The 26,641-nt window shown below is 68.1% G+C and carries 27 protein-coding genes; 9 read left to right on the top strand and 18 right to left on the bottom strand.

Annotated elements, in window-relative coordinates:
* Nucleotides 1–5 precede the first annotated feature (5 nt).
* The 5 genes from fahA to OHS03_RS26205 all read right to left on the bottom strand — a co-directional run bounded on the left by fahA (nt 6) and on the right by OHS03_RS26205 (nt 4,829).
* On the bottom strand, nt 6–1,184 hold the full coding sequence (gene fahA, locus OHS03_RS26225; protein WP_328657755.1) for a fumarylacetoacetase: 1,179 nt from the start codon (nt 1,182–1,184) through the stop codon (nt 6–8).
* Nucleotides 1,181–2,383 carry a homogentisate 1,2-dioxygenase gene (locus OHS03_RS26220; RefSeq protein ID WP_328657753.1) on the bottom strand — a complete coding sequence of 401 codons (1,203 nt, stop codon included), beginning with the start codon at nt 2,381–2,383 and terminating at the stop codon, nt 1,181–1,183. Before OHS03_RS26220 ends, fahA begins: the two co-directional genes overlap by 4 nt.
* 74 nt (nt 2,384–2,457) lie before the next feature.
* Nucleotides 2,458–3,267, bottom strand: a complete 810-nt coding sequence (locus tag OHS03_RS26215; RefSeq protein ID WP_328657751.1) for an exodeoxyribonuclease III — start codon at nt 3,265–3,267, stop codon at nt 2,458–2,460.
* A gap of 22 nt (nt 3,268–3,289) precedes the next feature.
* Complete coding sequence (locus OHS03_RS26210) at nt 3,290–4,249, bottom strand: N-acetylglutamate synthase, CG3035 family (protein WP_328657748.1); 960 nt, start codon at nt 4,247–4,249, stop codon at nt 3,290–3,292.
* Complete coding sequence (locus OHS03_RS26205) at nt 4,239–4,829, bottom strand: peptide deformylase (protein WP_056816275.1); 591 nt, start codon at nt 4,827–4,829, stop codon at nt 4,239–4,241. The genes OHS03_RS26210 and OHS03_RS26205 overlap by 11 nt, the downstream gene beginning before the upstream one ends.
* Before the next feature lie 172 nt (nt 4,830–5,001).
* Here OHS03_RS26205 and napA point away from each other — a divergent pair, with 172 nt between their 5' ends.
* The 5 genes from napA (at nt 5,002) to OHS03_RS26180 (ending at nt 9,280) form a co-directional block, all read left to right on the top strand.
* A complete protein-coding gene (gene napA / locus OHS03_RS26200; RefSeq protein WP_062986205.1) occupies nt 5,002–5,337 on the top strand; it encodes a nucleoid-associated protein NapA in 336 nt (111 codons plus the stop codon).
* 42 nt (nt 5,338–5,379) lie between these two features.
* Entirely contained in the window at nt 5,380–5,937 is a 558-nt protein-coding gene (locus tag OHS03_RS26195; RefSeq protein ID WP_328657746.1) for a LytR C-terminal domain-containing protein, read from the top strand.
* An 89-nt stretch (nt 5,938–6,026) separates the two neighbouring features.
* Nucleotides 6,027–6,722: a superoxide dismutase[Cu-Zn] gene (gene sodC / locus OHS03_RS26190; RefSeq protein WP_056814846.1), complete on the top strand. Its 696-nt coding sequence runs from the start codon at nt 6,027–6,029 to the stop codon at nt 6,720–6,722.
* A 12-nt stretch (nt 6,723–6,734) separates the two neighbouring features.
* Entirely contained in the window at nt 6,735–7,877 is a 1,143-nt protein-coding gene (locus OHS03_RS26185; protein WP_328657744.1) for a glutamate--cysteine ligase, read from the top strand.
* Nucleotides 7,878–7,927: 50 nt separating this feature from the next.
* Nucleotides 7,928–9,280: a phosphatase PAP2 family protein gene (locus OHS03_RS26180; RefSeq protein WP_328657742.1), complete on the top strand. Its 1,353-nt coding sequence runs from the start codon at nt 7,928–7,930 to the stop codon at nt 9,278–9,280.
* On the opposite strand, the gene mnhG is transcribed toward OHS03_RS26180, so the two are convergent.
* The 8 genes from mnhG to OHS03_RS26140 all read right to left on the bottom strand — a co-directional run bounded on the left by mnhG (nt 9,277) and on the right by OHS03_RS26140 (nt 18,860).
* Nucleotides 9,277–9,579, bottom strand: coding sequence for a monovalent cation/H(+) antiporter subunit G (mnhG, locus tag OHS03_RS26175; protein ID WP_056814841.1), 303 nt, complete (start codon nt 9,577–9,579; stop codon nt 9,277–9,279). The two genes, OHS03_RS26180 and mnhG, sit on opposite strands and share 4 nt — an antisense overlap.
* Nucleotides 9,576–9,836 carry a monovalent cation/H+ antiporter complex subunit F gene (locus OHS03_RS26170; RefSeq protein ID WP_062986213.1) on the bottom strand — a complete coding sequence of 87 codons (261 nt, stop codon included), beginning with the start codon at nt 9,834–9,836 and terminating at the stop codon, nt 9,576–9,578. The genes mnhG and OHS03_RS26170 overlap by 4 nt, the downstream gene beginning before the upstream one ends.
* Nucleotides 9,837–9,838: 2 nt before the next feature.
* On the bottom strand, nt 9,839–10,387 hold the full coding sequence (locus tag OHS03_RS26165) for a Na+/H+ antiporter subunit E (RefSeq protein ID WP_328657741.1): 549 nt from the start codon (nt 10,385–10,387) through the stop codon (nt 9,839–9,841).
* Nucleotides 10,384–11,979 (bottom strand): Na+/H+ antiporter subunit D, encoded by a 1,596-nt coding sequence (locus OHS03_RS26160; RefSeq protein ID WP_062986222.1) that lies wholly within the window; start codon nt 11,977–11,979, stop codon nt 10,384–10,386. Before OHS03_RS26160 ends, OHS03_RS26165 begins: the two co-directional genes overlap by 4 nt.
* Nucleotides 11,976–12,359 (bottom strand): Na(+)/H(+) antiporter subunit C, encoded by a 384-nt coding sequence (locus OHS03_RS26155; RefSeq protein WP_056814834.1) that lies wholly within the window; start codon nt 12,357–12,359, stop codon nt 11,976–11,978. The genes OHS03_RS26160 and OHS03_RS26155 overlap by 4 nt, the downstream gene beginning before the upstream one ends.
* A complete protein-coding gene (locus OHS03_RS26150) occupies nt 12,356–15,145 on the bottom strand; it encodes a Na+/H+ antiporter subunit A (RefSeq protein WP_328657739.1) in 2,790 nt (929 codons plus the stop codon). The genes OHS03_RS26155 and OHS03_RS26150 overlap by 4 nt, the downstream gene beginning before the upstream one ends.
* A 114-nt stretch (nt 15,146–15,259) precedes the next feature.
* Entirely contained in the window at nt 15,260–16,537 is a 1,278-nt protein-coding gene (locus tag OHS03_RS26145; protein WP_328657737.1) for a hypothetical protein, read from the bottom strand.
* Nucleotides 16,538–16,604: 67 nt separating this feature from the next.
* On the bottom strand, nt 16,605–18,860 hold the full coding sequence (locus OHS03_RS26140) for an AAA family ATPase (RefSeq protein WP_328657735.1): 2,256 nt from the start codon (nt 18,858–18,860) through the stop codon (nt 16,605–16,607).
* Nucleotides 18,861–18,937: 77 nt separating this feature from the next.
* Here OHS03_RS26140 and OHS03_RS26135 point away from each other — a divergent pair, with 77 nt between their 5' ends.
* Entirely contained in the window at nt 18,938–19,402 is a 465-nt protein-coding gene (locus OHS03_RS26135; RefSeq protein WP_328657732.1) for a hypothetical protein, read from the top strand.
* Between the two features lie 16 nt (nt 19,403–19,418).
* On the opposite strand, the gene OHS03_RS26130 is transcribed toward OHS03_RS26135, so the two are convergent.
* From OHS03_RS26130 to OHS03_RS26110, 5 genes are all read right to left on the bottom strand, one after another.
* Nucleotides 19,419–19,766, bottom strand: a complete 348-nt coding sequence (locus OHS03_RS26130; RefSeq protein WP_056814821.1) for a UBP-type zinc finger domain-containing protein — start codon at nt 19,764–19,766, stop codon at nt 19,419–19,421.
* Complete coding sequence (locus OHS03_RS26125) at nt 19,759–21,225, bottom strand: ATP-binding protein (RefSeq protein ID WP_328657731.1); 1,467 nt, start codon at nt 21,223–21,225, stop codon at nt 19,759–19,761. Before OHS03_RS26125 ends, OHS03_RS26130 begins: the two co-directional genes overlap by 8 nt.
* A 3-nt stretch (nt 21,226–21,228) precedes the next feature.
* A complete protein-coding gene (locus tag OHS03_RS26120; protein ID WP_056814818.1) occupies nt 21,229–22,896 on the bottom strand; it encodes an NAD(P)/FAD-dependent oxidoreductase in 1,668 nt (555 codons plus the stop codon).
* Nucleotides 22,897–23,055: 159 nt separating this feature from the next.
* On the bottom strand, nt 23,056–23,247 hold the full coding sequence (locus OHS03_RS26115; RefSeq protein WP_328657728.1) for a hypothetical protein: 192 nt from the start codon (nt 23,245–23,247) through the stop codon (nt 23,056–23,058).
* 190 nt (nt 23,248–23,437) lie between these two features.
* Nucleotides 23,438–24,463 (bottom strand): beta-ketoacyl-ACP synthase III, encoded by a 1,026-nt coding sequence (locus OHS03_RS26110; protein WP_056814812.1) that lies wholly within the window; start codon nt 24,461–24,463, stop codon nt 23,438–23,440.
* A 237-nt stretch (nt 24,464–24,700) separates the two neighbouring features.
* Here OHS03_RS26110 and OHS03_RS26105 point away from each other — a divergent pair, with 237 nt between their 5' ends.
* The 3 genes from OHS03_RS26105 to OHS03_RS26095 all read left to right on the top strand — a co-directional run bounded on the left by OHS03_RS26105 (nt 24,701) and on the right by OHS03_RS26095 (nt 26,623).
* Nucleotides 24,701–24,973: a GlsB/YeaQ/YmgE family stress response membrane protein gene (locus OHS03_RS26105; RefSeq protein WP_056814809.1), complete on the top strand. Its 273-nt coding sequence runs from the start codon at nt 24,701–24,703 to the stop codon at nt 24,971–24,973.
* A 70-nt stretch (nt 24,974–25,043) separates the two neighbouring features.
* Nucleotides 25,044–25,757 carry a phosphatidylserine decarboxylase gene (locus tag OHS03_RS26100; RefSeq protein ID WP_063004109.1) on the top strand — a complete coding sequence of 238 codons (714 nt, stop codon included), beginning with the start codon at nt 25,044–25,046 and terminating at the stop codon, nt 25,755–25,757.
* Entirely contained in the window at nt 25,754–26,623 is an 870-nt protein-coding gene (locus OHS03_RS26095) for a CDP-alcohol phosphatidyltransferase family protein (protein ID WP_194826979.1), read from the top strand. The genes OHS03_RS26100 and OHS03_RS26095 overlap by 4 nt, the downstream gene beginning before the upstream one ends.
* The last annotated feature ends 18 nt before the right edge of the window (nt 26,624–26,641 follow it).

The raw sequence follows: 26,641 nt of genomic DNA, 5'->3' as shown, positions 1-26,641 counted from the left end.
TGGGGCTAGCCGGACGTGGGCAGGATTCGGCCACCGACTTCGCCGAGGCCGATTCGCCGCCCCTCGGTGCCCGGCGCGGTGGCGGTGATCGTCACCTGGTCACCGTCGGCCAGGAACGTACGTGCCTGATCGTTCACGGTAATGGATTGGGTTCCACCCCAGGACAATTCGATGAAGGACCCGCGTTGCGACGGCTCCGGTCCGGAAATCGTGCCGGAGGCGTAGAGGTCACCGGGGCGGATCGAGGCGCCGTTGGCGGAGAGGTGGGCCAGCATCTGAGCGGGGGACCAGTACATGCGCGAATAGGGCGGGCGCGCTACGACTTCGCCGTTCCAGGCGACCGTGAGATCGATATCGAGGCCGTAGTCGTCGGCGCCGCGCAGGTACGGCAGCGGCTCGGGATCCTGTGCGGGGAGCGGCACCCGTGCCCGCGTCAGCGCGGAAAGGGGGGTGATCCAGGCCGACATCGAGGTGCTGAACGACTTGCCGAGGAACGGGCCGAGCGGCTGGTATTCCCAGGCCTGGATATCGCGGGCCGACCAGTCGTTGACCAGGGCGACGCCGAAGACGTGCTCGGTGAACTCGTCGACGGTGACCGGTGCGCCGAGCGTGGAGCCGGTACCGACGACGAAGCCCAATTCGGCCTCGATATCCAGGCGCTCGGACGGTCCGAAATCAGGTGTGCCGGAAGCTGTGCGGCGTTGGCCGCGCGGCCTGATGACGGGTGTATCCGAGACGACGACGGTGCCCGCCCTGCCGTGGTAGCCCACCGGTAGGTGTCGCCAATTCGGTAGCAGCGGTTCACTGTCCGGGCGGAAGAGCCTGCCGAGGTTGGTGGCGTGGTCGATGCTGGCGTAGAAGTCGACGTAATCGCCGATCCGCACCGGCAACGCCATCCGTACCGAGGACACAGAATGGACCGCATCCACCGGCAGCGCGGTGTCGGCGAGTTCGCGCAGCCTGTCGCGGACTTCGCGCCACCGGTGATGACCCTGTGCGAGAAAGGTATTCATGTCGGAACGGGCGAACACCGAATCGCCCAGCAGCGCGGCCAGATCGAGGACGGAATCGCCCAATCGGGCCCCGACCCGGAACCCGCCGCCGGGCGGTGCGAAAACGCCGTAGGGCATGTTCTCCGCCCCGAACAGGGAATCGTCGGGGACCTCCACGCGCAGCACGCTCATCCGAGCCCCGGCCCACGACCCGACCAGGTCCACGCGTACGCCGGATCTTCGCAGGCCAGTGCGCCCTCGCCGAGTTGCAGCGGCCGGAACGTATCCACCATCACCGCCAGTTCATCGAAGAACTCCGCTCCGATGCTGCGTTCATAGGCGCCGGGTTGTGGGCCGTGCGCATAGCCGCCCGGATGCACCGACACCGACCCCTGGGTGATGCCGGAACCCTTGCGTGCCTCGTAGTTTCCGCCGCAATAGAACATGATCTCGTCGGAATCCACATTCGAGTGGTAGTACGGCACCGGAATCGACAGTGGGTGATAGTCGACCTTGCGCGGTACGAAATTGCAGATGACGAAATTGGTGGCCTCGAAGGCCTGATGCACCGGCGGTGGCTGATGTACGCGGCCGGTCAGCGGTTCGAAATCGGCGATATTGAAGGTGTACGGATATAGACAACCGTCCCAGCCGACGACATCGAACGGATGCCTCGCGTAGGTCATCTTGGTGCCGATCACCTCGTTGCCCGCACGATGTTTGACCAGCACCTCCACGTCGGTGTCGCCGACGAGCAGCAATTCGAGTGGTCCGTGCAGGTCCCGCTCGCAATACGGGGCATTCTCCAGCAGCTGGCCGAATTTCGAGAGATAGCGTTTGGGCGGGGTGATGTGGCTCGATGCCTCGATCACATACGCGCGCAACGGTTCCTCGCCCATCGGCAGCCAGCGATGGGTGGTCGACCGCGGCATGAGTACCTGATCGCCCTGGTGTACCGGCAGGATTCCGAACACGCTCTCCACCACGGCCGCACCGGATTCCACGTACACCAGCTCGTCGCCGATGGCATTGCGATACAGCGGTGACGCACCCTTGGCGACCACGTACGAGATCCGCACATCGGCATTGGCCAGCAGTAACCTGCGTCCGGTCACCGGGTCGACCGTCGTGGCAGTATCGCCGGGGAACAGCAGCGGTAGTCGCAGATGTCGATGGTGCAGTGGATGATTCGGCGTCAATGTCTGGTCGGGCAGTTCCCAGACGGTCGCGTCGACGATGGCGGGCGGTAGACCACGGTGATACAGCAGCGAGGAGTCCCCGGAGAACCCCTCCTCGCCCATCAGCTCTTCGTAGTAGAGGTTGCCGCGCTCATCCCGATGCTGTGTATGCCGCTTCGGTGGCACCGACCCGACCCGACGATAGAACGACATAAAAGCGCACCTCCCGCTACGTTGCAGGCTGAAACTTCTACCTCCAACGTAACCGAGAACGCTCGGCGGGTCCGTCAGAATTCGGCGATCACCGGTGCGTGGTCGCTGGCACCCTTGCCCTTGCGTTCCTCGCGGTCCACCGAGGCGTCCTTGATCCGGTCGGCGAGGGCGGGGGAGGCGAGGATGAAATCGATGCGCATGCCTTCCTTGCGGGGGAAACGCAGCTGGGTGTAGTCCCAATAGGTGTAGACGCCGGGGCCGGGGGCGAACGGGCGCATCACATCGCGGAAGCCGAGATCGAGCATGGACTGGAACGCCTCGCGCTCGGGGGCGGAGGTATGGGTCTTGCCCACGAACAGCTCCGGCGCCCAGACATCGTCGTCGGTGGGGGCGATATTCCAGTCGCCGACCAGCGCGATCTCGGCCTGTGGGTTCTCGGCCAGCCAACCCGACGCCTTCGCGTGCAGGGTCGAGAGCCAGTTCAGCTTGTAGGTGTAGTGCGGGTCGGCGAGCGTGCGGCCGTTGGGGACGTAGAGACTCCACACCCGCACCCCGCCGCAGGTCGCGCCGAGCGCACGCGCCTCGACCACCGGCGATTCGATCAGCGAATCGCCGGCGTCCTTGTCGAAGCCGGGCTGATCGGGGAAGGCGAGCTCGACATCGGTGAGCCCGACCCGCGACACGATCGCGACCCCGTTCCACTGATTGAGCCCCACGTGCGCCACCTCGTACCCCGCGGCCTCGAACTGCTCGAAGGGGAACTGATCGTCACGGCACTTGGTCTCCTGCAACGCCAGCACGTCGATGTCGTGGCGGTCCAGGAAGGCGATCGCCCGATCGACGCGGGAGCGGATCGAGTTGACGTTCCAAGTGGCGAGACGCACGGAAGTGACGGTCCTTTCGAGACTAATGACTCTGGGGGGCGGCGTAGCGATAGGCGTGGTGTTCGATGAAGCCGAGTTCGCGGTAGAGGGCGAGCGCGCCGGAGTTTCCCACCTCTACCTGGACGTAGGCGTGGCTCGCGCCCTGCTCGGCACCCCACCGGATCAGTTCGGCGCACAGCAGCGCGCCGAGTCCGTTGCGGCGGTGCGCGGTCGCAACGGCCACACAGGTGAGGCCGACCCAGCGTCGGCCGTCGGGGGCGGTGGTCACCGCGCCGCGGCCGATGGCCAGGGGCTCGGGCAGGCCGAGTGAGGCGAAGCCGAGGGTGCCGTCCAGGACCGAGGTGAGCACGGCCCGGTCCGGTTCGCGCACGGCGGGGTCGAGGGGGATCTCGCCGCGGTAGCGGTGTGTCCGCAGCCAGCTGTCCTCGGGCTCATCGGTGATCCGGACCATCGACGGGCCTTGCGGCAGGACGAAATTCGCGATGTCGAGACCGAGTACCACGGTCTCGCTCCAGGTGTTCCAGGTCGGCGGGACAGGCGCGAGCCGGTCGGGCAGTTGCAGCAGCAGCGGCAACCCCTGACTCGTGTACCAGTCCGCGATCTTGTGCATGGTGTCGATCGACAACACCGCGGGTATTCCCGACTCACCCAGCGGGACAGCCGAATTCGCTCGCCCGGTGTAGCCGTTACCCGCTCGCACCAGCCAGCCGTCGATCCACAGGTGAGCGCTGCCCGGCCAGGCCATGGCCGCCGCGGTCTCCAGCGACCGGATCTCCTTGGTGCGAATAGGCCGGGGCCCCAGTGCCTTCAACGCGACTACGCGATCGGCGGACACCGACACCAGCTCACCGTCGGCGGTGCGCACCGCCGGCGGCTCCAGCGACACCAGCTCGCCGATCACATCTGTGAGCGGTTGGGGATAACCCGCGGGCAGCTGATACCGCATCACTACCCGCCGCCCGAGCGGAATGTCAGTCGTCATGACCGAACGGATCAGGAACGGTTCCCGGGATCCAGCTCAGACCCGGTGTGCCCCAGCCGTTTCGCTTGATCGCTTTCTTGGCGGCGCGGGCATTGCGCCCGATCAGCACGTCGACGTAGAGGAAACCGTCGAGGTGACCCACCTCGTGCTGCAGCATGCGCGCGAAGAAGCCGGTGCCCTCTAGTTCGACCGGCTCGCCGTTCTCGTCGGTTCCGGTGACCTTCGCCCAGTCCGCGCGACCGGTCGGGAACTGCTCGCCGGGTACCGACAGGCAGCCTTCCTCGTCGTCATCGGGGTCGGGCATGGTCTCGGGGATCGCGGAGGTCTCCAGCACCGGGTTCACCACCGTGCCCTTGCGGCGAACGGGGTTGCCGGTGGCGTCGAAGTCGGGGCAGTCGTAGACGAACAGGCGCTTGCCGACGCCGACCTGATTGGCCGCGAGGCCGACACCCTTGGACTCTTCGAGAGTGTCGTACATATCCGCGATGAGCTCGGCCAGCTCCGCGGGGGTCTCCGTCACCTTCGCGGTGGGGTTGTGGAGAACGGGGTCACCGACGATCACGATCGGGAGAATTGCCATGCTCGCCATTATCGCCGCTCGGGTGGGCCGATGATCCGCGGACCCCTGTGGGCCGCGCCACCCCTACTGGCCTTCAGTCAACACGCCGTGACATGGGTCGAAGGATCGGGGGAACCCATGGTTGAATGACGACGGTATTCACCCATCTCGTGATACTCGGCGAGGGAGCACGATGGACGGCGCAGCAGCTCGGGATGTCTCCGGGATCTCCGACGGCCCCACTGCGGGCGAACAGGATTCGGCGGCCGATGAGAGCACCGGTCTGAGTCGCCGCGAACTCGACATCCTGGACTTCGAGCGCAAATGGTGGAAATACGCGGGCGCCAAGGAAGACGCGATCCGCGAACTGTTCGCCATGTCGGCCACCCGGTACTACCAGGTGCTCAATGCGATCGTCGACTCCGAGGCAGCGCTGGCGGCCGATCCGATGCTGGTCAAGCGGCTGCGCAGGCTGCGGGCGAGCAGGCAGAAGTCGCGTGCCGCTCGCAAACTCGGTTTCCAGGTCTGACATGAGGGCCACACACCCGCCGTTGCGGCTAGGGTTGGGCGGGTGAGCAACCCGAACCCCACTCCCGGCGGCCCGCCGTTGCGCGCGCTGGCGATGGTGTTGATCGCGCTGGCCATCGTCTTCGCCGGTCTGGGTGCGATGTCGCTGTCGAACTCCGATGCCCAGGCCTCGGATACGGAGACCGAGACCACCACCTCCAGCGCGGTCGCGCAGGCGCCGGCCACCACCAAGCCCGCGCCGACCACCACCAGCGCGGCCGCCTCGACCACGACGAGCACCGTCGCACCGACGACCACGACCGCGAGCACGACTCCCGCGGCGGGTGCGGCGGATCAGGCTGTGCCGGTGCGGGTGCTGAACAACAGCCTCGTCGCAGGCCTGGCGGCGCGCACCGCGAGCGAGCTGACCACCGCGGGCTGGACCAACGTGAGCACCGGCAACTACAGCGGCGCGAACCTCACCACCACCACCGTGTACTACGGCGGCGGCACGGGCGACAAGGCCGCGGCCACCGCGATCGCCGAGCAGGTCGGCGGAACGGTCGCACCCAAAACGGGCGACACCTCACCGGGTGTCGTCGTCGTGCTGACCGGTCGCTGAACAAGGCGCGGCACGCGGTGCCGTAGGCCGTGTCGCCGCTGTGGCATCATCTTGAGCGGTATAGCCCCAGTCCGATAAGGAGTCTCCTGATGGCCACGTCGACAACTCGTCGCCCGTCCTGGCGCATTGTGACCCCGGTGCTCGCGGTCGCCGCGCTCGGGCTCGCAGCCTGCACCAACAGCCAGGAGTCGAGTGACGTCAAGGGCACCACGCCGCCGGTGTGGACCAGCTCGTCGGCGCCCGCGGGTGAAAGCGAAGGCCACGGTGGCGGTCACGCCGCATCGTCGGCGACCGCGGCCCCCGGCCACAGCGACGATCACGGTAGCGCGCCAGGCGGCCTGAAGGCCCCGCTCAAGAACGGTGCGGGCGCCGAGGTCGGCACCGCGACCATCGTGCAGGAGGGTGGCCACCTGGTCGTCACCGTCGAGGCGCGCGGCCTGACGCCGGGCTTCCACGGTCTGCACTTCCACCAGAACGGCACCTGCGAGGGCGACTTCGCCTCGGCAGGCGGGCATCTGCAGGTCGGCGGCGCCACCGCGCACCCGGCCAGCGGTGACCTCACCTCGCTGCAGGTCGGCGCCGACGGCTCCGCGAAGCTGGTCACCCGGACCGACACGGTCACCCTCGACAACGTCAAGGGCAAGGCCCTGATCATCCACGGCGGCGCCGACAACTTCGGCAACATCCCCCCGCGCTACACGCGCGAGGGTGGCACCGGCCCGGACGAGACCACCCTGAACACCGGTGATGCGGGCGCCCGGGTGGCGTGCGGCGTCGTCGGTTAGCGAGGCGCACCCATGGCTGGGGCATTCGAGTCGGTTTCGTTTCGCGGTTCGCCCCGGCCGACGATCGGCATCGAGTGGGAGATCGCGCTCGTCGACAAGGTGACGCGTGATCTGTCCAACACCGCCTCGACGGTGTTCGACGCGGTCGGTGACCTGCGCGCGCACGACGGCACGCAGCAGGTCACCAAGGAATTGCTCCGCAACACAGTCGAATTGGTGACCGGGGTGCACGACACGGTCGGCGGTGCGGTAGAAGACCTGCACGGCACCATGAACGCGGTGCGGCGCGCGGCCGATCCACTCGGTGTCGACCTGTTCTGCGCGGGCACCCACCCCTTCGCTCAGTGGTCGACCCAACAGCTCACGCGCTCACCGCATTACGACGAGCTGATCGAACGCACCCAGTGGTGGGGCCGCCAGATGCTCATCTGGGGCGTGCACGTGCATGTGGGAGTTTCGCACCGGGACAAGGTCTTTCCGATCCTGAACTCGCTGCTGCTGTCGTATCCGCATCTGCTGGCGCTGTCGGCGTCCTCGCCCATGTGGTCCGGGGACGACACCGGGTACGCGAGCAACCGGGCGCTGATGTTCCAGCAGTTGCCGACCGCCGGGCTGCCGTTCCAGTTCGAGAACTGGCGTCAGTTCGAAGGTTTCGTCCACGACCAGATGAAAACCGGCGTGTTCGAACAACTCGGCGGCATGCACTGGGACATCCGGCCCGCGCCCAAGTGGGGCACCATCGAGGTGCGGGTGTGCGACGGACTGTCCAGCCGGGCAGAACTGGCTTCGGTGGCCGCGCTGATCCACTGCCTGATCGTCGACCTGGACCAGCGCCTCGAAAACGGGGAGGACCTGCCGACGCTGCCGCCATGGCACGTGCAGGAGAACAAGTGGCGGGCCGCGCGCTACGGGCTCGACGCGATCGTGATCGTCGACGACGCCAGCAATGAGCGTTTGGTCACCGACGATCTGATGGACCTGCTCACCCGGCTCGAGCCGACCGCGAAGCGTCTCGGCTGTGCCGACGAGCTGGCCGCCGTGGCCGACATTCTCCGCCACGGCGCCTCCTACCAGCGGCAACGCCGGGTCGCCGCGCAGACACAGGGCGATATGGTCGCGGTCGTCGACGCGCTGGTGCGCGAGCTGGATCAGTAGCGTTCAGCTGCGCGGGGAGTCGGCGTTAACCCGCCGTTTACGATGTCTGGATGCTTGTCGAACATCCGCGCGCCGTCTCGGGGGGTGCCACCCTCGGTTCTCGTCTGCGTGAACCACGCACACGCGCCGTTGTCGCCGTCGTCGCGGTGCTCGCGCTGCTGGTCGGACTGCAGATCGTCGCCTCGGTCAACGGGTTCGACGGTCCGCTGGCCAGCCTGGCCCGTGACTTCGTCGGGACGCCCAAGTCGATGTCGGTGCCGTGGGCCGGGCTCGTGCTCGCACTTGTCGGGATCTCCACGCGCCGCCGGGTGATGGCGCTGGCCGCCGCGATCGGGATCGATGCGGTGTGGGTCGCGCTGCGACTCATCGACGGCAAGCCGTTCACCGTCGGCAACGGGCCGACGATCGTGCTGGCCGCGCTGGCGGTCGTCGCGGCGGTGCGCTGGCGGGGTCGTGAGCGCGGTGACGCGTTGAAGGCCGTGGCGCTCGGTGCGCTGCTGGTGCTGGCCACCAAGGTCGGCGATGTGTGGTTGCACCTGACTTCGGCGTTGCGGCCGACCGTGCTCGACGAGTACGCGCTGCTCGCCGATCACGCGCTCGGTGATCCGTCGTGGGTTGTCGGGCGGGTGCTGGATGTGCTCGGGCCCGAGGTGTACGCGGTGCTGCACTGGGTCTACATCGAACTGCCGGTGGCCGCGATCGCGGTGGCGGTGTGGCAGCTGCGCAAGGTGGTCACGACCGGACAGTGGCCGAGCCACTATCTGGTACGCACCTTCCTGGTGCTCGGTCTGGTCGGGCCGCTGTTCTATGTGCTGTTCCCGATAGTCGGGCCGATGTTCGCGTTCGGGGCCGACGGGCACGGCTTCCAGGTGGGTAACTTCTGGCCCACCGCGCTGCCCCCGCTCGACTCGAACCCGGCCGCGCTGCCGTTCGACGAATTCACCCCGCGCAACTGCATGCCCTCGATGCACACCGCGTGGGCACTGTCGCTGTTCATCCACACCCGCCGCGATGTCGACGGATCCCGCGCGCCGATCTGGATGCGCTGGGGCGGGGCGTTCTGGCTGGCCGCCACGGTGACCGCGACGCTGGGGTTCGGCTATCACTACGGCGTCGACCTGGTGGCGGGCGCGGTGCTGTGCCTGACCGTCGAGTCGGCGCTGCGCGCGCCAGAGCGGGGCTGGGGCGCGTTCCGCATCCGGCTGGTCGGCTTCGGCACGGCGGTGTTCGCGGCGCTGCTGCTGTCCTACCGCTATCTGGCGGTACCGATGGCGGAGTATCCGGTGGCCGCGGGCGCGATCGTCATCGGGCTGTTGGCCGCGGTGGCCATCGCCTTCCATAACACCTGGTTCGCCACCGCCCCCGAACCTGCCATCGAACGCATCGCCACGCCCGCCGTCTAGAACAACCCGTCGCGGTGACGCTGTTCTCGGTAGGCGGTGCGGCCGATGAGATGGGCGACGACCGGGGCCGTGATGATCGTGAACAAGCCCGTGAGGACGAGCATCCAGACATTGATGTCGTCGCGGATGTCGATGCCGGTGCCGACGAGCACCAGCAGGAGGCCGACCACCTGCGGTTTGGTGGCCGCGTGCATGCGGGTGAGCGTGTCGGGGAAGCGGACGATGCCGATCGACGCGGTGAACGCGAGCGCGCAGCCGGTCAGGATCAGGACCGCCGATACCCATTCCCACCCGCTCATCGGTCGTCCCTGACCCGGAATCGGGTGACCGCGGACGAGCCGAGGAAACCGACGAGCGCGAGCGCCACGATCGCCGGGATCACCGTGGTGTCGTCGCTGTAGGCGGCCCAGACCGCGAGTCCGGAGGCGGCGATGGCCATCAGCGAGTCGATGCCGACCACCCGGTCGAGGGTGCTCGGGCCCGCGAGTACGCGGTAGCTGGTGATCACCGCCGCGGCGGTGAGCAGGATGGCGGCGACAATCGCGACGACGGTCATGGTTATACCTCCGGTGGGGGGTCGACGCGGCGGCGTTCACTCGGTCGTTCGAAGGCCTTGATCATCAGATGTTCCAGACGTCGGGTGGTGCGGTAGAACTTCGCGACCGCTTCGTCGCTGCCCACATCGAGCACATGGACGTAGACCACGCAGCGGTGACGATCGAGTTCGAGGACCATGGTGCCGGGGATCAGGTTGAGCAGGTCGGTGCACATCACCAGCACCAGATCGGACTGGATGCCCAGATGCACGCGCAGCACGCCCGAAACCGGCGGCCCGCTGGGCCGCAGCGCGAACCAGGCCACCTGCAGGCTCGATTCGAGCGAGTAATAGACGCTGACAGCGATCAATTCGAGGAACGAGAGCGGATGGAAGCGCCCGGCCACCGGGACCAGAGGCAGTGGCAGCGCGAAGACCACGATCAGCGCGACCACCACACCGGCGATGGTGTTTGCCAGGCTCAGATCCCCCCAGAGCGCGACCCAGACGGCGGTGAGCCAGATCAGTACGCCGATGCGAAGGGCGTTGTCGCGGTTGACGAGTCGGCTCATCGCTGCTCCGGTCCGAGCACCGAGTCGATGTAGACCGACGGGTTGTCCAAGTCGACGGCGGCACGTTCGGCGATGCCGAGGATCGGCCCGGCGAACACGGTGAGCGCGAGCCCGGCGCTGACGAGCCCGACGGTGGCCAGCACCATCAGCACCGGCATCCGGCCGGGATCGGTGCGGTCCTCGTAGTGCACATCGGTCGAATCCTCCACCAGGGTCGGCAGATTCGCCGCGGTGAGATGGCCTTCCGGCGCCTCTTCGCGTGGTCGCCAGAACGCTTTGCTCCAGACCCGCGCCACCGCGTAGAGCGTGAGCAGGCTCGTGACCACCGAACCTCCGACCAGCACCCAGGCCAGGACGCTGCCGTCGGCGGCGCCGGCTTCCAGGAGCGCGACCTTGCCGATGAATCCCGAGAACGGCGGGATACCACCCAGATTCAGGGCGGGGAGCAGGAACAGCACACCGAGGAGCGGACTCGCTGCCGCCAGGCCGCCGATCCGTCGCAGCGACACCGACCCGGCTTGGCGTTCGATCAGTCCGACCGCGAGGAACAGCGCGGTCTGCACCAGAATGTGGTGGGCCACGTAGAACACCGCGCCGGTGAGCCCGGCGGTGGTGGCGAGGCCGATGCCGAAAACCATGTAGCCGATGTGGCTGATCAGCGTGAACGAGAGCAGTCGTCGGATATCGGTTTGCGCGATGGCGCCCAAGACGCCGATGAGCATCGTCGCCAGCCCGCACACCAGCAGGATGTCGTCGAACGCGCCGTCGGGGAACCAGAGGGTGTGGGTGCGGATGATCGCGTACACACCGACTTTGGTGAGCAGGCCCGCGAATACCGCGGTGACCGGCGCCGGCGCGGTGGGATAGGAGTCGGGCAGCCAGCTCGACAGCGGGAACACCGCCGCCTTGATCCCGAACGCGACCAGCAGCACCGCGTAGCAGGCGGTGCGCACGCCACTGGGTGTCGCTTCCAGGCGCAGGGCCAGTTGCGCGAGATTCAGGGTGCCCGTCGCCGCGTAGGTGAGGCCGATGCCGATCAGGAAGATCAGCGACGACACCATCGACACCATCACATAGGCGATGCCGGTACGGATGCGTTCCTCGGTGGCGCCGACGGTGAGCAGCACGAACGAGGCGACGAGCAGGATCTCGAAGCCGACGAACAGGTTGAACAGGTCACCGGCCAGGAACGCGGTCGACACGCCCGCGGTCAGAATCAGATAGGTGGGACGGTAGATCGAGGTCGGCTGGTGTTGGTCACCGTCGGAGATATTCTGTCCCGCACCGTAAATGGACACCACGAGGAGCACGAAGGCCGAGACCAGCAGCATGGCGGCGCTGAGCCGGTCGACGACGAGGGTGATGCCGATCGGGGTCGGCCAGCCGCCCACCTGCACGGCGGTGGTGCCGTCGCGGTCGGCGAGGTACAGCAGCAGCCCGCTGATCACCAGCACCACCGACAGCGCCGTCAGCGTGATCATCGCCTGCAGGCGCGGGCGTCGGCCGAACACCAGGGTGGCCGCGGCGGCGAGCAGCGGAACCAGCACGGGCAGTGCGGCGATGGCGGGCAGCAGATCCTGGGACAGGGTCACTGTTCGGGATCCTCCCGTTCGCGCCGGGCGGCGACCTGGGCGTCCTCGGGGTCGTTGGTCACGTCTTCGGTGGTGGTCAGCATGTAGGCGCGATAGGCCAGCGCGAGGACGAAAGCCGCCAGGCCCATGGTGATCACGATCGCGGTGAGCACCATCGCCTGTGCGAGCGGATCGGCCATGCCGTCGGGGGAGGTGTCGGGGCTGCCGAGGATCGGTGGTTCCCCGTCCGGGCCGCCCATCGTGAGGATCAGCAGGTTCACCGCGTTGCCGAGCAGGATCATCCCGAGCAGCATCTTCGACACCACCCGCTCGAGCAGCAGGTAGACGCCGCACGCGGTGAGCACGCCGATCGTGATGAGAAGAACGAGGTTCGCGGTCATCCGAGCTCCTTGTCCAGGCGGGCGCCGAGGCTGCGCAGCACGTCCAGCACCAGCCCGACGACCACCAGGTAGACGCCGAGGTCGAAGAACAGGGCGGTGACCAGTTTGATGTGGCCGAGCAGCGGCAGCGTCACCTCGATGACCGCCGAGGACAGTGGGGGTGCGCCGAGCAGCAGCGATGCGGTGGCGGTGCCCGCGGCGAGGGCGAGGCCCGTGCCGAGCAGGTGTCCGGCGTCGACCGGAAGCGCTTCGCCCAGTTCATATCGGCCGCCCGCGAGGTAGCGCAGGGTCAGGGCCAACCCGGCGACCAGGCCACCGGCGAAGCCGCCGCCGGGCGCGTTGTGGCCGGAGAAGAAGAAGTACACCGACAGCACCATGATGGTGGGGAAGACCAGGCGAGTGGTGATCTGCAGGACCATCGAACGGTCGCGCCGGTCGAGCAGGCGCGCCGCGGGCAACCAGCTCACCGCGTCGGGGTCGTAGTTCGGTGAGTCGACGGCGCGCGGCGCGCTGCCGAATCGGCGGCTGCGGAAGACCAGCGACGCCACGCCGGTCGCGGCGACGACGAGCACCGAGATCTCGCCGAGGGTGTCCCAGGCCCGGATGTCGACCAGCAGGACGTTGACCGCGTTCTTGCCGCCGCCCATCCGGTAGGCCGCGTCGGGGATGGCCTGCCAGATCGGGTTACCGTGCCTGGCGGCGATGGCGAACGCGGCGAGCACGGGGACGGTGATGCCGACGCCGATAGCCAGCAGCGCCCGGCGGAATTTGAACGCCGTGCCCTGGCTTTCGGCGATCTCCGCGGGGAACGCCCGCAGCACGAGAACGAAGACGACCAAAGTCAGTGTCTCGACCAGGAATTGGGTCAACGCGAGATCGGGTGCGCCGTGTAGTGCGAAGATCACGCCGCAGCCGTAACCGGTTACTCCGACCACGAGCACGCTGGCCAACCTGTTGCGCAAAACGGTGGCGGCCAACGCCATCGCGATCATGATCGCGCCGATCGCGGCCTGCAACGGTGAATCCCACAGTCGCAGTTGCACTCCCGTGCGTGTACCGACGGCGAGCATGACCGTCGGCAGCACGATGAGCGTGCCGAGGATGGTGGCCTGACTGGCAGGCAGCGAACCGGACTGCACAGTTCCGGTGATGCGCAACGAAAGCCGGTCCATCGCGCGCAGGGCCGCGTCGTAGTTGCGGTCGGCATTGCCGAGGCGCGGGTGTGCCGGTTCACCGATCCGGCCGCGGATCAGGAACAGGGCGACACCGGCCGCGACGATGACCACCGTCAGCGCGAGCGGTCCGGTGAAGCTGTGCCAGAGGGCGAGATGGGCGTCGAGGACGCCGGGTAGCGACTCGGCGTAGGGGCTCAGCCATCGATCGACGGCCTGGGTATCGAGGCCGCCCGCCAGCCCGGCCACCGCGAGCACCGCGGGCGGACCGAGCAGCAGCGGTCCGGGCGCGTGCCAGGTGACCTCACGCTCGGGGTTGGCGGTGATTCCGAAGGCGCCCCAGACGAATCGGATGCTGTAGGCCACGGTGAACGCCGAACCGACCGTGACTCCCGCCAGCAGGGCGAATCGCACCGATGGGCTCAGCACGTCGGCCGACCACAGCGCGCCGAGCGCCGACTCCTTGCCGACGAAGCCGAGCAGCGGTGGCAGTCCGGCCATGCTGAGTGCGGCGAGCACCGCGATCGCGCACAGCACCGGCGCACGCTGCCCCAGCCCGGACAGTCGGCGCAGATCTCTGGTGCCCGCGCCGTGGTCGATGATGCCGACCACCATGAACAGGCACGCCTTGAACAGCGCGTGCGCCACCAGCAGCGTGAGCCCCGCCAGCGCCGCGTCGGGGGTGCCGATACCGACCATCGTGATCATCAGACCCAGTTGGCTGACGGTGCCGAACGCGAGCACCAGCTTCAGATCGTGCACCTGGATCGCCCGCCACCCGGCGAGCAGCATCGTGATGATGCCGAGCGGCAGGAGCATCAGATGCCACGGCGGTGTCTGCGCGAGCGCGGGCGCAAGCCGGGCCACCAGGTAGATACCGGCTTTCACCATCGCGGCGGCGTGCAGGTACGCGCTCACCGGCGTCGGGGCCGCCATCGCACCGGGCAACCAGAAGTGCAGCGGCACGATCGCCGATTTGCTGATCGCCCCGAGCAGTACCAGGCCGATCGCCACCGACACCGCGCTCCCCGACGGAACAGCGCCGGCCGCGAGCACATCCGAGAGCAGGAAACTGTCGTAGCGGAGCCCGAGAATCACGATCCCGACCAGCATCGCCAGCCCGCCCGCACCCGTCACCAGCAGCGCCTGGATCGCGGCCCTTCGGCTGACCGAACGCTCGGCGTAGTGGCCGACGAGCAGGAACGACAGCACCGTCGTGATTTCCCAGAACACGTACAGCAGCAACATGTTGTCGCTGGTGACCAGCCCGAACATGGCACCCGCGAATCCGGTCAGCTCGGCCGCGAACACCCCGAGCCGGGCTTCGTCACGCTCGAAGTAGCGACCGCAGTAGGCCAGGATCAACGCGCCGATGCCGAGCACCAGCGTGCACATCACCGCGGCGAGGGAATCGAAACGCAGGTCGATGTTCATCGAGATCTGCGGCGCCCACTGCACCTGCGTGCGCACGGTGTCTCCCCAGTGCGCGATCACCCAGCCGAGGCTGCCCAGCGGGACCAGTGCCAGCAGATAGAAAGCGTTGCGGCCCAGCACTCGCACACACAGCGGGGCCAGCAGGGCGGCCAGTGCGTGAACGAGCAGAACGGCTAGCAACTCCCCCTCCGTCGGGTAGGTAGCGGTCGAGTAGCGCGCCCCGATCCTACGGGCGTCGACGGTGTGTACGGCGGCACCGAGGATGTCGCGTCGGCCATGTCGCGGGGGGTACTGCTATGGCTTGACCGTCGGCGCCGGCGTGCCGGACCGGATTCGGTACAGCAGCGCCAAGGCGGCCGCGGCGCCGATCGTGATGGCCAGCGCGGTGCGGCCCGCCGCGGCTTCCGCCATCGGGTCCGGGCCGCTCTGCCAATTCCGGAGGCGGGTGGGAATCGACCACAGGATCGACGGCAGGTACAGCGCGCCGAGCCCGAGGACGGCGCTCGGCCCGTAGCTGATCCGGATCGAGCCGAAGGCGTATCCGACGACACCGGCCAGTGCCACCACGCCGACCGTCCAGGCGAACAACCACGGCAGGCGTTCGGCGAACGTGGTGAACGCGGCGAGCGCGGCGGCGCCGAGCAGGACGGCCCACGGCGTCGCCCAGCGCCTGCCCGTCAGGATGCCCGCCGTCCCTGCGACGAGGATGAGCGCGAGGGACCAGCCGATCCGGTCGGCGTCGAAGAGCGAGTCGCCCGCGGCGGCAAGACTGACCGAGAGCAGCACAGCCGTACCGTCGCGGCCGGGCAGCAGCAGGGCCGCGACGAACGCGGCGCCGATCGTGATCGCGACCGCCAGTGCGATGTACCAGGCATTTGCACGCTGCCCGTCGAACGCGTGCTGGAGCCGTTCGGTAGCGAGCAGCACCGACAGCGCCAGAACCGTCACGGACACGATCGGACCGATCGGCACATCGGCGGTGAGTGGCGGCACTATGGGCGACCTGATGCTGCGCCGATGCCGGACGGTGTTCACCGCGAGCAAGACGACGGCGACGATGATCAGTCCTGACGGACTGTGTACACCCCGGTCCGTCGTCGACAACATGTTCGAGGTGACCAGCGCGATCACCTCGCCGTACACGAATACCGTCACCGAGCCGAGCGCGAAACCGAGCGCGGCCCAGCGCAGCTGTAGCGAACACAGGCACAGGGCGCCGAAGATCACGCCGCCGACGAGCGCGTTCACATAGTTCTGGGTGGTGAGTATCTCGGCCGAGGTCATGGTATGGCCGACGAAGTAATTGATCCCCAACGCCGCGGTGCAGCAGGTGGCGATGAGCCAGACGAGCCCCGGCCGGTTGGCCGGGCGGATCAGCACGGCCACGACGACGGCGACGATCAGCCCGAGCGCCGCCGCCCTCGGCACGCTGTTGGCCATGCTGGCGACCTGATACGGCGTGTCGATCGCAGTGCTGGTGCGGGAGGTGAACGGCACGAACAGCGCCATGCCCGCGACCGCGGCGCCCGCGAACGCCGTGACCGCATCTACACCATCCCCGACTTTGGGCACAGCTTGACGATACTCGCCGAAAACCCCATCTAGCTGGGACGTCGCCGTCGGCGCGGTGTGGGCTCGGTCAGGTCCTGCTCTCGGCATAGCGGCGCAGCGACTCGACCTGAGCGGGATCGAGTGAGGGCCGCACGGTGCTGCGGGCGCGGGCGACGTCCTCGGCGGTGACGTCGGCCGCGGCCATATCGCGGCGAAGGGCCGACAGCGCCGCTTCGCGCAGCAGCGCGGCGCAGTCGGCAGCGGAGTACCCGTCGAGGTCTTCTGCCAGACCGGCCAGGTCGACGTCCTCGGCGAGCGGAACCGAGCGGCCCGCCGTGCGCAGGATCTCGAGTCGGGCCGGGCCGTCCGGCGGTGGGACGAAGACGAGGCGGTCGAGTCGGCCCGGCCGCAGCAGTGCGGGGTCGATCAACTCGGGGCGGTTGGTCGCGCCGACCACCACCACATCGCGCAGGGGTTCGACACCGTCGAGTTCGGTGAGCAGGGCGGCGACCACCCGGTCCGACACCCCGGAGTCGCTGCTCTGGCCGCGGCGAGGCGCGAGTGCGTCGACCTCGTCGAGGAAGATCAGCGACGGCGCCGAGTCGCGGGCCCGTTGGAACAGTTCGCGCACCGCCCGTTCCGAGGAGCCGACCCACTTGTCCATCAGCTCAGCGCCTTTCACCGAGTGCACGCTGAGCTGGCCGGTACCTGCCAGTGCCCGCACGAGGAAGGTCTTGCCGCAGCCGGGTGGCCCGTAGAGCAGGACGCCGCGCGGCGGTTCGACGCCGAGGCGGGCGAACGAGTCGGGGTGGCGTAGTGGCCACAGCACCGTTTCGGTGAGTGCCTGCTTGGTTTCGACCATGTCGCCGACGTCGTCGAGGTCGAGCGATCCGATCGCCAATTCCTCTGTCCCCGAACGAGACAGCGGGCGGATCACCTCGAGCGCGCCGATCAGGTCGTCCTGGATGAGTGCCGGTTCGGTGTGTTCGCGGCTGGCCCGGCCCGCCGCGCGGACCGCCGCTTCCCGGCACAGTGCGGTCAGGTCGGCCACCACGAAACCCGGTGTGCGCGCGGAGATCGCCTCGAGATCGAGTTCTCCCGCGGGTACCTTGCGTAGCAGCTGTTCGAGCAGTGCCCGCCGAATCGCCGCGGTCGGCAGCGGCAGTGCCAGTTCGCGGTCACACAGGTCCGGTGCCCGTAGCCGCGAATCCACCTGTGTCGGATGGGCGGTGGTGGCCAGCAGGGCAACGCACGGCGCGCGCACCGCGGCCCGCAGTTGGTCGAGAATGAGCGTGGCGACGGGCTCGGCCTCGGCGGGTAGCAGGGCGTCGATATCGGTGATCAGCAGCACGCCGCCCTGTCCGGTGGCGACATCGGCCACCGCCTCGGCGACCTCACGCAGCCGGGTGCCGCTCTCGGTCGCGCCGACGCTCGGGCCGTCGAGTTCGACGATGCGACGTGGTGCGGCAACAGCTTTGGCGAAGGTGGCCTTGCCGCCGCCGGCCGGACCGGTGATGAGCACGCCGAGGTGCGCCGGTGCGCCGAGGGTCTTGAGCAACTCGGGCTCGTCGAGCGCCAAGCTCAGCCATTCGGCCAGCTTGGCCGCCTGGCTCTGCACTCCTGCGAGGTCCTCGATCTGGACCGGCGTGCTCCCCGAACTCACCTTCGCGGCGGCGGGTTCTTGCTGATCAGACTCCGGGAGCCATTGCTGCCCAGGCGCGTCGGACCTGTTTCCCGAACCCTGCCGAGGGTCGCCGTCGCGTTCCAGGGTGTGCTGGATCGCGGCCGCGCCCGCACCCCAACCGACGGCCGAATTCGTTTGCACGCTCACCGGTCCCGGCATCGGCTCGATCGCCGTGACGGTGAGCAGCTCGGTGGTCCAGGCGATGCCGAAGGCACGCGAGAGCGCCTGCGTGGCCGCCGAGGAACTGATGTCGGGTCCGAGATCGCGCGGTAGCAGCGACACCGTGTCACCCACGGTCACCACCTTGCCGAGCAGCGCCTGGCGCAGCGTGGCCGCCGCGATGCTGGCCATCGCGTGCGCCGAGCCGCTCAACGAGATCTGTCTGGCGCCGAAGACCGTCACCGGGGCCACCGTCACCGCCGCGCTCTCCCGCAACCCCACGTTCGACAGCGTCACGTCATCGAGCAGGGCCACTCCCGGCGGACTGTCCGCGGGCGCCTTCGCCACCACCGCCGCGGTCCTGCGCGCGCCGATCAGGGCGATGCCGTCCCATTCGCGCAGACCGAGCGCGGTGAGCGTCTCGGGGTGCAAGCGCACCACCCCGCGGCGGGCATCGGCTGCGGAGGGGTTGAGCCGGGCGGTGAGCGAAAGTTCAGCCACCGCCCCATTCTGCCGCGTTGCGGCGCGATCAGGAATCGATAGGGCGACCGCAAGGTCAGACGGCCATTCTGGCTGGCATGACGAACTATCGCCGCAAGTCGGTACGCTGCACCGGACGCGCCGGAGGTGCCGGCGCCGCGATCTACCGGGGAAAGCAGCAGATGAACCGAATCTCCCTCGCCGTTCTGGCCGCCGGGGCACTGACCCTGACACTGGTCGGGTGTGGTTCCGGCGACGACTCCGCCGACGCGAGCGGGCTGCGCAAGGGCACGCCGAGCTCCAGCGCGCCCGCCGCCACCACAGCGCCCTCCTCGAGCGCGGCGCCGACCTCGGCCGCCGCGAGCGCCGGAATCACCTGCACGCAGTTCAAGTCGCTCGACGCGGACGGCGAGAAGAAGGCGATCGACAAGCTCCTCGCGGAGAATCCCGGTGGGCCGTTCGAAGGCAGCCCCAACGTGGCCCTCAGCACCGTGAAGCTGGTCTGCCTCGTTCCGTCCAATGCCGACAAGCCGGTCGCCGACGCCGCCGGGATGAAGCCTTAGTCGCTCGGCTGTTGGCTCAGCTCATGAGTGATTGCCAGTTCGCGGGCACCCGCGAGGCGGGGCCGGGCACGGACTGATCGGTCGGATGGCTGGTCGGCGAGGCGAGTTCGGGACCGTCGCTGTACATCTCTCCACTGGAGAAGTTGTAGAACCAGTCCTCGCCCGGTTCGTAGCTCTGCATGAACGGGTGCGCGGTGGCCTCGAAATGCTTCGTCGCGTGCTTGCTGGGGGAGCTGTCGCAACAGCCGACGTGCCCGCATTCGGCGCATCGACGCAGGTGCACCCACCAGCCGCCGCTCTCGTCGCACTCGACGCAACCGGCGCCGCTGGGCGGCACGCTCGGGTTGATCCCCGCTTCAGACATCCTGACCTCCTGTAATAGGTGTGCTGACATCCTCCGCTGCCGGTCGCAGCGGCAGGCGGACGATGAACCGCGTGTTGCCGGGTTCCGACTCGACCCGGATGTCACCGTTGTGTTTGTTGGCCACGATCCGGAACGAGATGTCGAGGCCGAGGCCGGTGCCGTCGCCGACCGGCTTGGTGGTGAAGAACGGCTCGAAGATTCGACCACGCGCCTCGGGGGGAATGCCCGGTCCGGTGTCGCCGATCTCGACGGCGGCGCAGTCGTTCTCCTTGAAGGTGCGGATCGTCAGCGTGCCCTCGCCGCCCATCGCGTAGACCGCGTTGTCGATCAGGTTGGTCCACACCTGATTGAGTTCGGCGGCGAAGCAGGGGATCGGCGGCAGGCTACGGTCGTAGTCCTTCACCACACGGACGCCGTCACCGAGTTTGCGGTTGAGCATCACCAGGGTGGAATCGAGCAGTTCGTGCAGGTCGACGACCTGATACGGCGCGCGATCCATCTGCGAATACTGTTTGGCCGCACCGACGAGGGTGGAGATGCGGGTGGTCGAGTCGAAGATCTCGTTCATCAGCAACTCGGTCTCGATGGTGTAGTTCAGCCAGCGCACGGCGCCCTCGAATACCGGTGCCTGGCACGCTTCCAGCGTCGCGTGCACGCCCTCCAGCCAGTCGGTATCCAGGCCGGCCTGCACGAAGGTCGGCGCCAGATTCCAGCCGTCGGCGATGCCGCGCTGTTCGAACCAGTCCGCCAGCGCGTCCTCGCGATCGGCGGCTTCCAGCGGGCTGAGGTCGGGTGCCTTGGCCACCTGGTCGGCGGCCTGCTCCTGCATCTCGACGAGCTTGACCAGCGCGTCGGCCGGGAACTTGCCCTCGGCCATCATCTTGAGCTTGTGCCGCATCCCGGCCACGCGTTCGCGCAGGCCGGAGGTGGCGCGCACCGCGGCGGCGGCGGGATTGTTGAGCTCGTGGGTGAGCCCGGCCGACAGCGAACCGAGGGCGAGCAGCCGTTCCCGTTCGGCGATCCGCTGGCTCGACTTCTGTCCGCCGAAGAACGCGCCCTCGAGCAGGTGCACGGCCATCGGGAACCACTCGTGCATGATCCTGGCGAAATCGGCCGCGTCGATGACCAGGAACCGGGAGCGGCGCATCACATACATCGAGCCGTTGTAGTCCTGGTTCGTCCGCTCGCCCAGATAGGCCATCCAGGCGCCCGCGTACACCCCGCGATGGTCGGTGCGGTTGGTCTCGATCTCCACCCCACCGGACAGCTTGGTCAGCCGCACCTCGCCGTCGATCAGCACGTAGAAGCAGGTGGCCGGTTCACCCTCACGGAACACCGGGCCCGGGTCGACGTACTCGATGCGCCCGATGTCGCACAGCTCGGCGAGCTGGGTCTCGTCGAGTTTCTCGAACAGGAACAGTGTGCGCAGTTCTTCCGGATCGCAGATCAACGAACTCATCTCCTAGGCCAGGTACCGGTGGACGAGCATGACCGCCATCGCGCCCTCGCCGACCGCCGAGGCGACCCGCTTGGCGGATTCGGCGTGCACATCGCCCGCGACGAACACGCCGGGGACGCTGGTCTCGAGGTGCTGCGGCGGGCGTGGCAGTTCCCAGCCGGGTGGTCGCGCGCCGTCGACCATCAGGTCGGGTCCGGCCAGCACATATCCGGCCGCGTCCCGGGTGACGACCCCGTCGAGCCAGGCGGTCTGCGGAGCGGCGCCGATGAACAGGAACAGGCGTTGCGCGTCGACCTTGTCTTCGGTGCCGGTGCTGTTGTCGCGCAAGATGATCCGTTCCAGATGCGTGTCGCCGTCGGCGCCGACCACCTCGGTCTCGGTGTGCACCACGATGTTCTCGATGTGTTCGATCTGCTGAACGAGATAGTGCGACATCGACCGCTCCAGCGAGTCGCCCCGAACAACCAGGTGTACGCGACGGGCATTGCGGGACAGGAACACCGCGGCCTGCCCGGCCGAATTGGCCCCGCCGACGATGTAGACCTCCTGCTCGGCGCACTCGGCCGCCTCGGTCATCGCCGATCCGTAATACACACCGCGCCCGGTGAATTCGTCCACGCCCGCCGCCGGATGACGTCGATAGTCCACGCCCGTCGCGATCAGAACCGTGTGCGCGCACAGTTTTCCGCCATCGGCGAACCGCACCGTGCGCGCCGAACCGTTGACCTCAAGCGCGACCACATCGCGCGTGGTGATGATCTCCGCGCCGAACTTCGCCGCCTGCCGCCGGGCCCGATCCGCCAGCTGCGACCCCGACACCCCGTCGGGAAAGCCGAGGTAGTTCTCGATCCGCGAGCTCTGCCCCGCCTGTCCGCCGGTGGCCGTGCGCTCCACCAGCACCGTGCGCAACCCCTCCGAGGCGCCGTACACCGCCGCGCCAAGCCCGGCCGGCCCGCCGCCCACCACGATCAGATCGTAGAAATCCCCACTGGGTTCGACGGTGAGCCCGACGTTTTCGGCGAGCTCGCTGTCGGTCGGCTGGATCAGCGCGATGCCCGCGGCCGTGATCACCACCGGACAGGTCAGCGGATCGGCGCCCGCCGCCTCCAGCAGCCGGGTGCCCTCCGGTTCGTCGACCGGGTACCACCGATACGGCAACTGATTGCGCGCCAAGAACTCTCGCACCTGCGAGGACCTCGGCGACCATCGATCGCCGACGACCTTGGTCTCGTACACCGGCCGTTGCTCGGCACTGCGCCAGACATCGAGCAAGCCGTCGATCACCGGGTACAGCTTCTCCTCCGGCGGATCCCACGGCTTGAGCAGATAGTGGTCGAGATCGATGACATTGATCGCGTCGATCGCGGCATCGGTGTCGGCGTAGGCGGTGAGCAGCACCCGGCGCGCGTACGGGTGCAGGTCCATCGCCTGCTCGAGGAATTCGATCCCGTCCATGCCGGGCATCCGGTAATCGGCGATCAATACCGCCACGGGCTGCCCGCGCAGTTTCATCTCCCGCAGCGCCTCCAGCGCCTGCTGCCCTGATTCGGCCCGCAGAATCCGGTAGTCGGCGCCGTAGCGGCGGCGCAGATCGCGCACGACCGCCCGGGAAACGCCGGGGTCGTCGTCAACGCTCAGAATGGCCGGTTTGGTTACCGAGGGAGTGCTCACGTTTCGAGTATCCCCCTGCGTCGTGGGTGGGCATCCGATACGTCTGTCCGAGGGGCCCGCCCTGATCTGGACTGAGTGGAGGGTGCGACGAAGGAGTGCCCGGAGGGAGGGAAGATCAGGGGCCCGAAGGGCCCCGCTCGAGCGCGCCAGCGCTCCAAATTACAGCTGGTGGTGCAGGACCAGGTCGAGTTCGCTCGGGGTGAGCAGACGTTCGAGGCGTTCCTCGCGTTTGAGACGGGTGCCCCGCGGCACGAGCGCGCTGGGGAGCGCGAAAGCGTCGTCCGGTCCGATGCTCGGCAGGAGCGGGACCTCGTTGGTGTGCCTGCGTGGCAGGAATGAGCGCAGTTTCACGGCCGATCACCTCGGGTTGACGACGGGAACGCTGGAGGCTGAGCTTCGTCGATCAGCAAAACGTCGGTAGCGAAAAGTTTGCCAGCATGTCCGAGGTGGTGCAAGTGGGACAAGGTGGACACGGCGAGCCAACCGGTCGGTGGCCTGCGTCGGCGCAGGCCACCCCGGTTGTGTGAGATTTGCTGATCAGCTATTTCCAGGCGGGCAGCGTGACAACCTGTGCCGCATAGGACAGCCCGGCGCCGAAGGCGATCAGCAGCGCGGTGTCGCCCGGCTTCGATTCGCCCTTGCGTAGCAGCGCCTCCATCGCGAGGGGGACCGACGCTGCCGAGGTGTTGCCGGCGTCCTCGATGTCGTTGGCGAGCGCGCAGTGCTCCGGGAGCTCGAGCACCCTGGCCATGATCTCGATGATCCGGCCGTTGGCCTGGTGCGGGATCATCGCGTCGAGATCACCGGCGGTGAGACCCGCACGGTCGATCGCGTCGCGGCAGACCTTTTCCAGCGAATGCGCGGCCCAGCGGAACACCGCGGTGCCCTCCATCGTGAGGTAGGGGCGCACCGCGTCGGTGCCCTTCTCCTCGATCTCGTCGAAGAACTCCACCCAGTCCTTGGTCTGGCGGATGGCGTGGTGCTGGGTGCCGTCCGAACCCCACACGGTCGGGCCGATGCCCGGTTCGGCAGACGGGCCGACAACGACCGCGCCCGCGCCGTCGGCGAACAGGAAGGCCGTCGCGCGGTCGGTGAAGTCGATGGTGACGCTGAGTTTCTCGACGCCGATCACCAGTACGTGATTCGAGGTGCCCGCGCGGACCAGGTCCGATGCCATGCCCAGCGCGTGACAGAACCCGGCGCAGCCCGCCGAGATGTCGAAGGCGGCCGAGCCGGTCATGCCCAGCTCGGTGGCGATGCGTGGGCCGATTGCCGGGGTGAGCACCAGATGGGTCGACGTCGCCACGATGACGCAGTCGATCTGGTCGGCCTGCACCCCGGCGGCGGCGATCGCGTCGCGCGCGGCGGCGACGCTCATGGATTGGATGGTTTCCTCGTCGGAGGCGAAGCGCCTGGTGTTGATGCCGGACCGGGTGCGGATCCACTCGTCGCTCGAGTCGATCGGCCCCGCTAGCTCGTCGTTGGTGACCACTCGAGCCGGGCGGTAGACGCCCAATCCGAGGATCGCGGTGTGCTCTGCACCCGTCGTCTGGGCGATTCGAGCCATTGTGAGTCTCCTATGTACCTGTCAACCTGCGGCAGCACCGCTGGGTGTACCCGAAGCATCGAAATCTGTCCCTCATCGCCCGTGGCCCGTGCGTGGACGCCATGTGAACGCTCAGACATGAGGCATCCTCATATTACGCCTCGGATCGTGATCTGAGTGTCGATTGTCACAAGGGAGGCGGGGGTATCTTGGTGACAAGGCGTTTGCTCGCCGGCCCATCGAGGGATCGAGGACATCATGCTCGGACTCGGCATCATCAGTTGGATCATCATCGGCGGTCTGGCCGGTTGGATCGCGAGCAAGTTCATGAAGACCGACGCACAGCAGGGGATCCTGCTCAACATCGTCGTCGGAGTCATCGGCGGTCTGCTCGGCGGGTTCGTGCTGAGCCTGTTCGGCGTCGATGTAGAAGGCGCGGGCTGGATCTTCAGCTTCATCACCTGTCTGGCGGGTGCCTGCGTGCTGTTGTACCTGGTGAAGCTGTTCACCGGGCGTAAATCGGTCCACTGACCACAGGTGCTTGCCCCGGGCTTCCCGTAAGGTGTGATCGCTTGTAGTCATCACACGAAAGAGGGAGCCCGTGGCACGCCGCCCCACCCCGCCCGGCACGCCCGATACCACCGGAGTCGGACATGTCGTCGACCTGGTGCGGGCCGCTGTACCCCCGCTTCACCCCGCCGGATTGCCGTTCGTCGCGGTGCCGTTGGCGGTGGCGGTCGTCGGCGGACGTAATAAATGGGTGCGTCGGGCCGGTCTGACCGCTGCCGCCGCCTGCGCCGCCTTCTTCCGGCATCCCCATCGCGTGCCGCCGAACCGGCCGGGCATCGTGGTCGCGCCCGCCGACGGTGAAGTGGCCCTGGTCGACACCGCGGTGCCGCCCGTCGAGCTCGGACTCGGCGACAAGCCGTTGCCGCGCGTGAGCATCTTCCTGTCGGTGCTCGATGTGCACGTGCAGCGCGTTCCGGTGTCCGGAACCGTGCGCGAGGTGCTGCATCAGCCGGGCAAATTCCTCTCGGCCGATCTGCCGGAGGCCTCCGACGCCAACGAACGCAACAGCATGGTGATCGACACCGCCGACGGCAAGCAGGTCGTCGTGGTGCAGATCGCCGGGCTGCTGGCTCGGCGCATCGTCTGCGATGCCCGCGTCGGCGACCTGCTCACCATCGGTGACACATACGGCCTGATCCGGTTCGGGTCCCGCGTCGACACGTACTTCCCGGTCGGCACCGAACTGCTGGTTGCCCCCGGGCAGCGCACGATCGGGGCCGAAACCGTCCTGGCTGTCCTGGGATGATCGAACAGGCCCGTAAGCGTCCCCGCTCAGTGCGGCTGCTCCCGAGCGTCGTCACCATCCTCGCCCTGTGTGCGGGCCTGTCGGCAGTGAAGTTCGGTCTCGACGGTGAGCTCGGCATCTCGTTGGCGATGGTCGGTGCGGCCGCCGTGCTCGATACCCTCGACGGCCGCCTCGCGCGCATGCTCGACGCCACGTCCAAGATGGGCGCCGAACTCGATTCGCTGTCGGACGCCATCTCCTTCGGCGTCGCGCCCGCGCTGGTCATCTACGTGACCCTGCTCGACAGCTACAGCGCGGGCTGGATCGTCGCGCTGCTGTTCGCGGTGAGCCTGGTTCTGCGTCTGGCGCGCTTCAACACGCTGCTCGACGACGATTCCCGCCCGACCTGGGCGCGTGAGTACTTCGTCGGTGTGCCCGCGCCGGCCGGTGCGTTGATCGCGCTGGTGCCGATCGCGTTGAAGGTGCAGTTCGGCGACGGCTGGTGGGACAGTTTCGCCTTCGTCGCCGCGTGGACGGTCTTCGCCGCACTGCTGTGCGTGAGCACCATCCCGACGTTGGCGATGAAGTCGGTGTCGGTGGCCCCGCAGGCGGCGGCGGGCCTGCTCGTGCTGACCGCTCTGGCCGCGGCACTGCTGGTCACCTTCCCGATCGTGCTGCTGCTGATCTTGGTGGCGCTGTACCTGGCGCACATCCCGTTCGCCTGGCGGTCGGCCCGCTGGGTGGCCGCACGGCCGGAAACCTGGCAGCACAAGCCGGCTGAGCGGCGGGCGCAACGGCGTGCGCAGCGGCGGATGCCCGCGATCCGCCGTCCGGCGATCCGTGGATCCGCGCGCCTGCGTCTGCGTCGGCCGCGCAACGACGAGTAGAACGCCGTCCGGCAAAGG

Origin of the sequence: Nocardia salmonicida, from assembly GCF_036142455.1 — a bacterium.
In the GTDB taxonomy this organism is placed as follows: Bacteria; Actinomycetota; Actinomycetes; order Mycobacteriales; family Mycobacteriaceae; genus Nocardia; species Nocardia salmonicida.
This window is presented reverse-complemented; position numbering and strand designations above follow the sequence as displayed.

Bases quoted from the DNA above. Each gene is read 5' to 3' on its own strand.
- fahA (WP_328657755.1), bottom strand. From the start codon at position 1,184: ATGAGCGTGCTGCGCGTGGAGGTCCCCGACGATTCCCTGTTCGGGGCG.
- OHS03_RS26220 (WP_328657753.1), bottom strand. From the start codon at position 2,383: ATGTCGTTCTATCGTCGGGTCGGGTCGGTGCCACCGAAGCGGCATACA.
- OHS03_RS26210 (WP_328657748.1), bottom strand. From the start codon at position 4,249: ATGACGACTGACATTCCGCTCGGGCGGCGGGTAGTGATGCGGTATCAG.
- OHS03_RS26205 (WP_056816275.1), bottom strand. From the start codon at position 4,829: ATGGCAATTCTCCCGATCGTGATCGTCGGTGACCCCGTTCTCCACAAC.
- napA (WP_062986205.1), top strand. From the start codon at position 5,002: ATGGACGGCGCAGCAGCTCGGGATGTCTCCGGGATCTCCGACGGCCCC.
- sodC (WP_056814846.1), top strand. From the start codon at position 6,027: ATGGCCACGTCGACAACTCGTCGCCCGTCCTGGCGCATTGTGACCCCG.
- OHS03_RS26185 (WP_328657744.1), top strand. From the start codon at position 6,735: ATGGCTGGGGCATTCGAGTCGGTTTCGTTTCGCGGTTCGCCCCGGCCG.
- OHS03_RS26180 (WP_328657742.1), top strand. From the start codon at position 7,928: ATGCTTGTCGAACATCCGCGCGCCGTCTCGGGGGGTGCCACCCTCGGT.
- mnhG (WP_056814841.1), bottom strand. From the start codon at position 9,579: ATGAGCGGGTGGGAATGGGTATCGGCGGTCCTGATCCTGACCGGCTGC.
- OHS03_RS26170 (WP_062986213.1), bottom strand. From the start codon at position 9,836: ATGACCGTCGTCGCGATTGTCGCCGCCATCCTGCTCACCGCCGCGGCG.
- OHS03_RS26165 (WP_328657741.1), bottom strand. From the start codon at position 10,387: ATGAGCCGACTCGTCAACCGCGACAACGCCCTTCGCATCGGCGTACTG.
- OHS03_RS26155 (WP_056814834.1), bottom strand. From the start codon at position 12,359: ATGACCGCGAACCTCGTTCTTCTCATCACGATCGGCGTGCTCACCGCG.
- OHS03_RS26135 (WP_328657732.1), top strand. From the start codon at position 18,938: ATGACGAACTATCGCCGCAAGTCGGTACGCTGCACCGGACGCGCCGGA.
- OHS03_RS26130 (WP_056814821.1), bottom strand. From the start codon at position 19,766: ATGTCTGAAGCGGGGATCAACCCGAGCGTGCCGCCCAGCGGCGCCGGT.
- OHS03_RS26125 (WP_328657731.1), bottom strand. From the start codon at position 21,225: ATGAGTTCGTTGATCTGCGATCCGGAAGAACTGCGCACACTGTTCCTG.
- OHS03_RS26110 (WP_056814812.1), bottom strand. From the start codon at position 24,463: ATGGCTCGAATCGCCCAGACGACGGGTGCAGAGCACACCGCGATCCTC.
- OHS03_RS26105 (WP_056814809.1), top strand. From the start codon at position 24,701: ATGCTCGGACTCGGCATCATCAGTTGGATCATCATCGGCGGTCTGGCC.
- OHS03_RS26095 (WP_194826979.1), top strand. From the start codon at position 25,754: ATGATCGAACAGGCCCGTAAGCGTCCCCGCTCAGTGCGGCTGCTCCCG.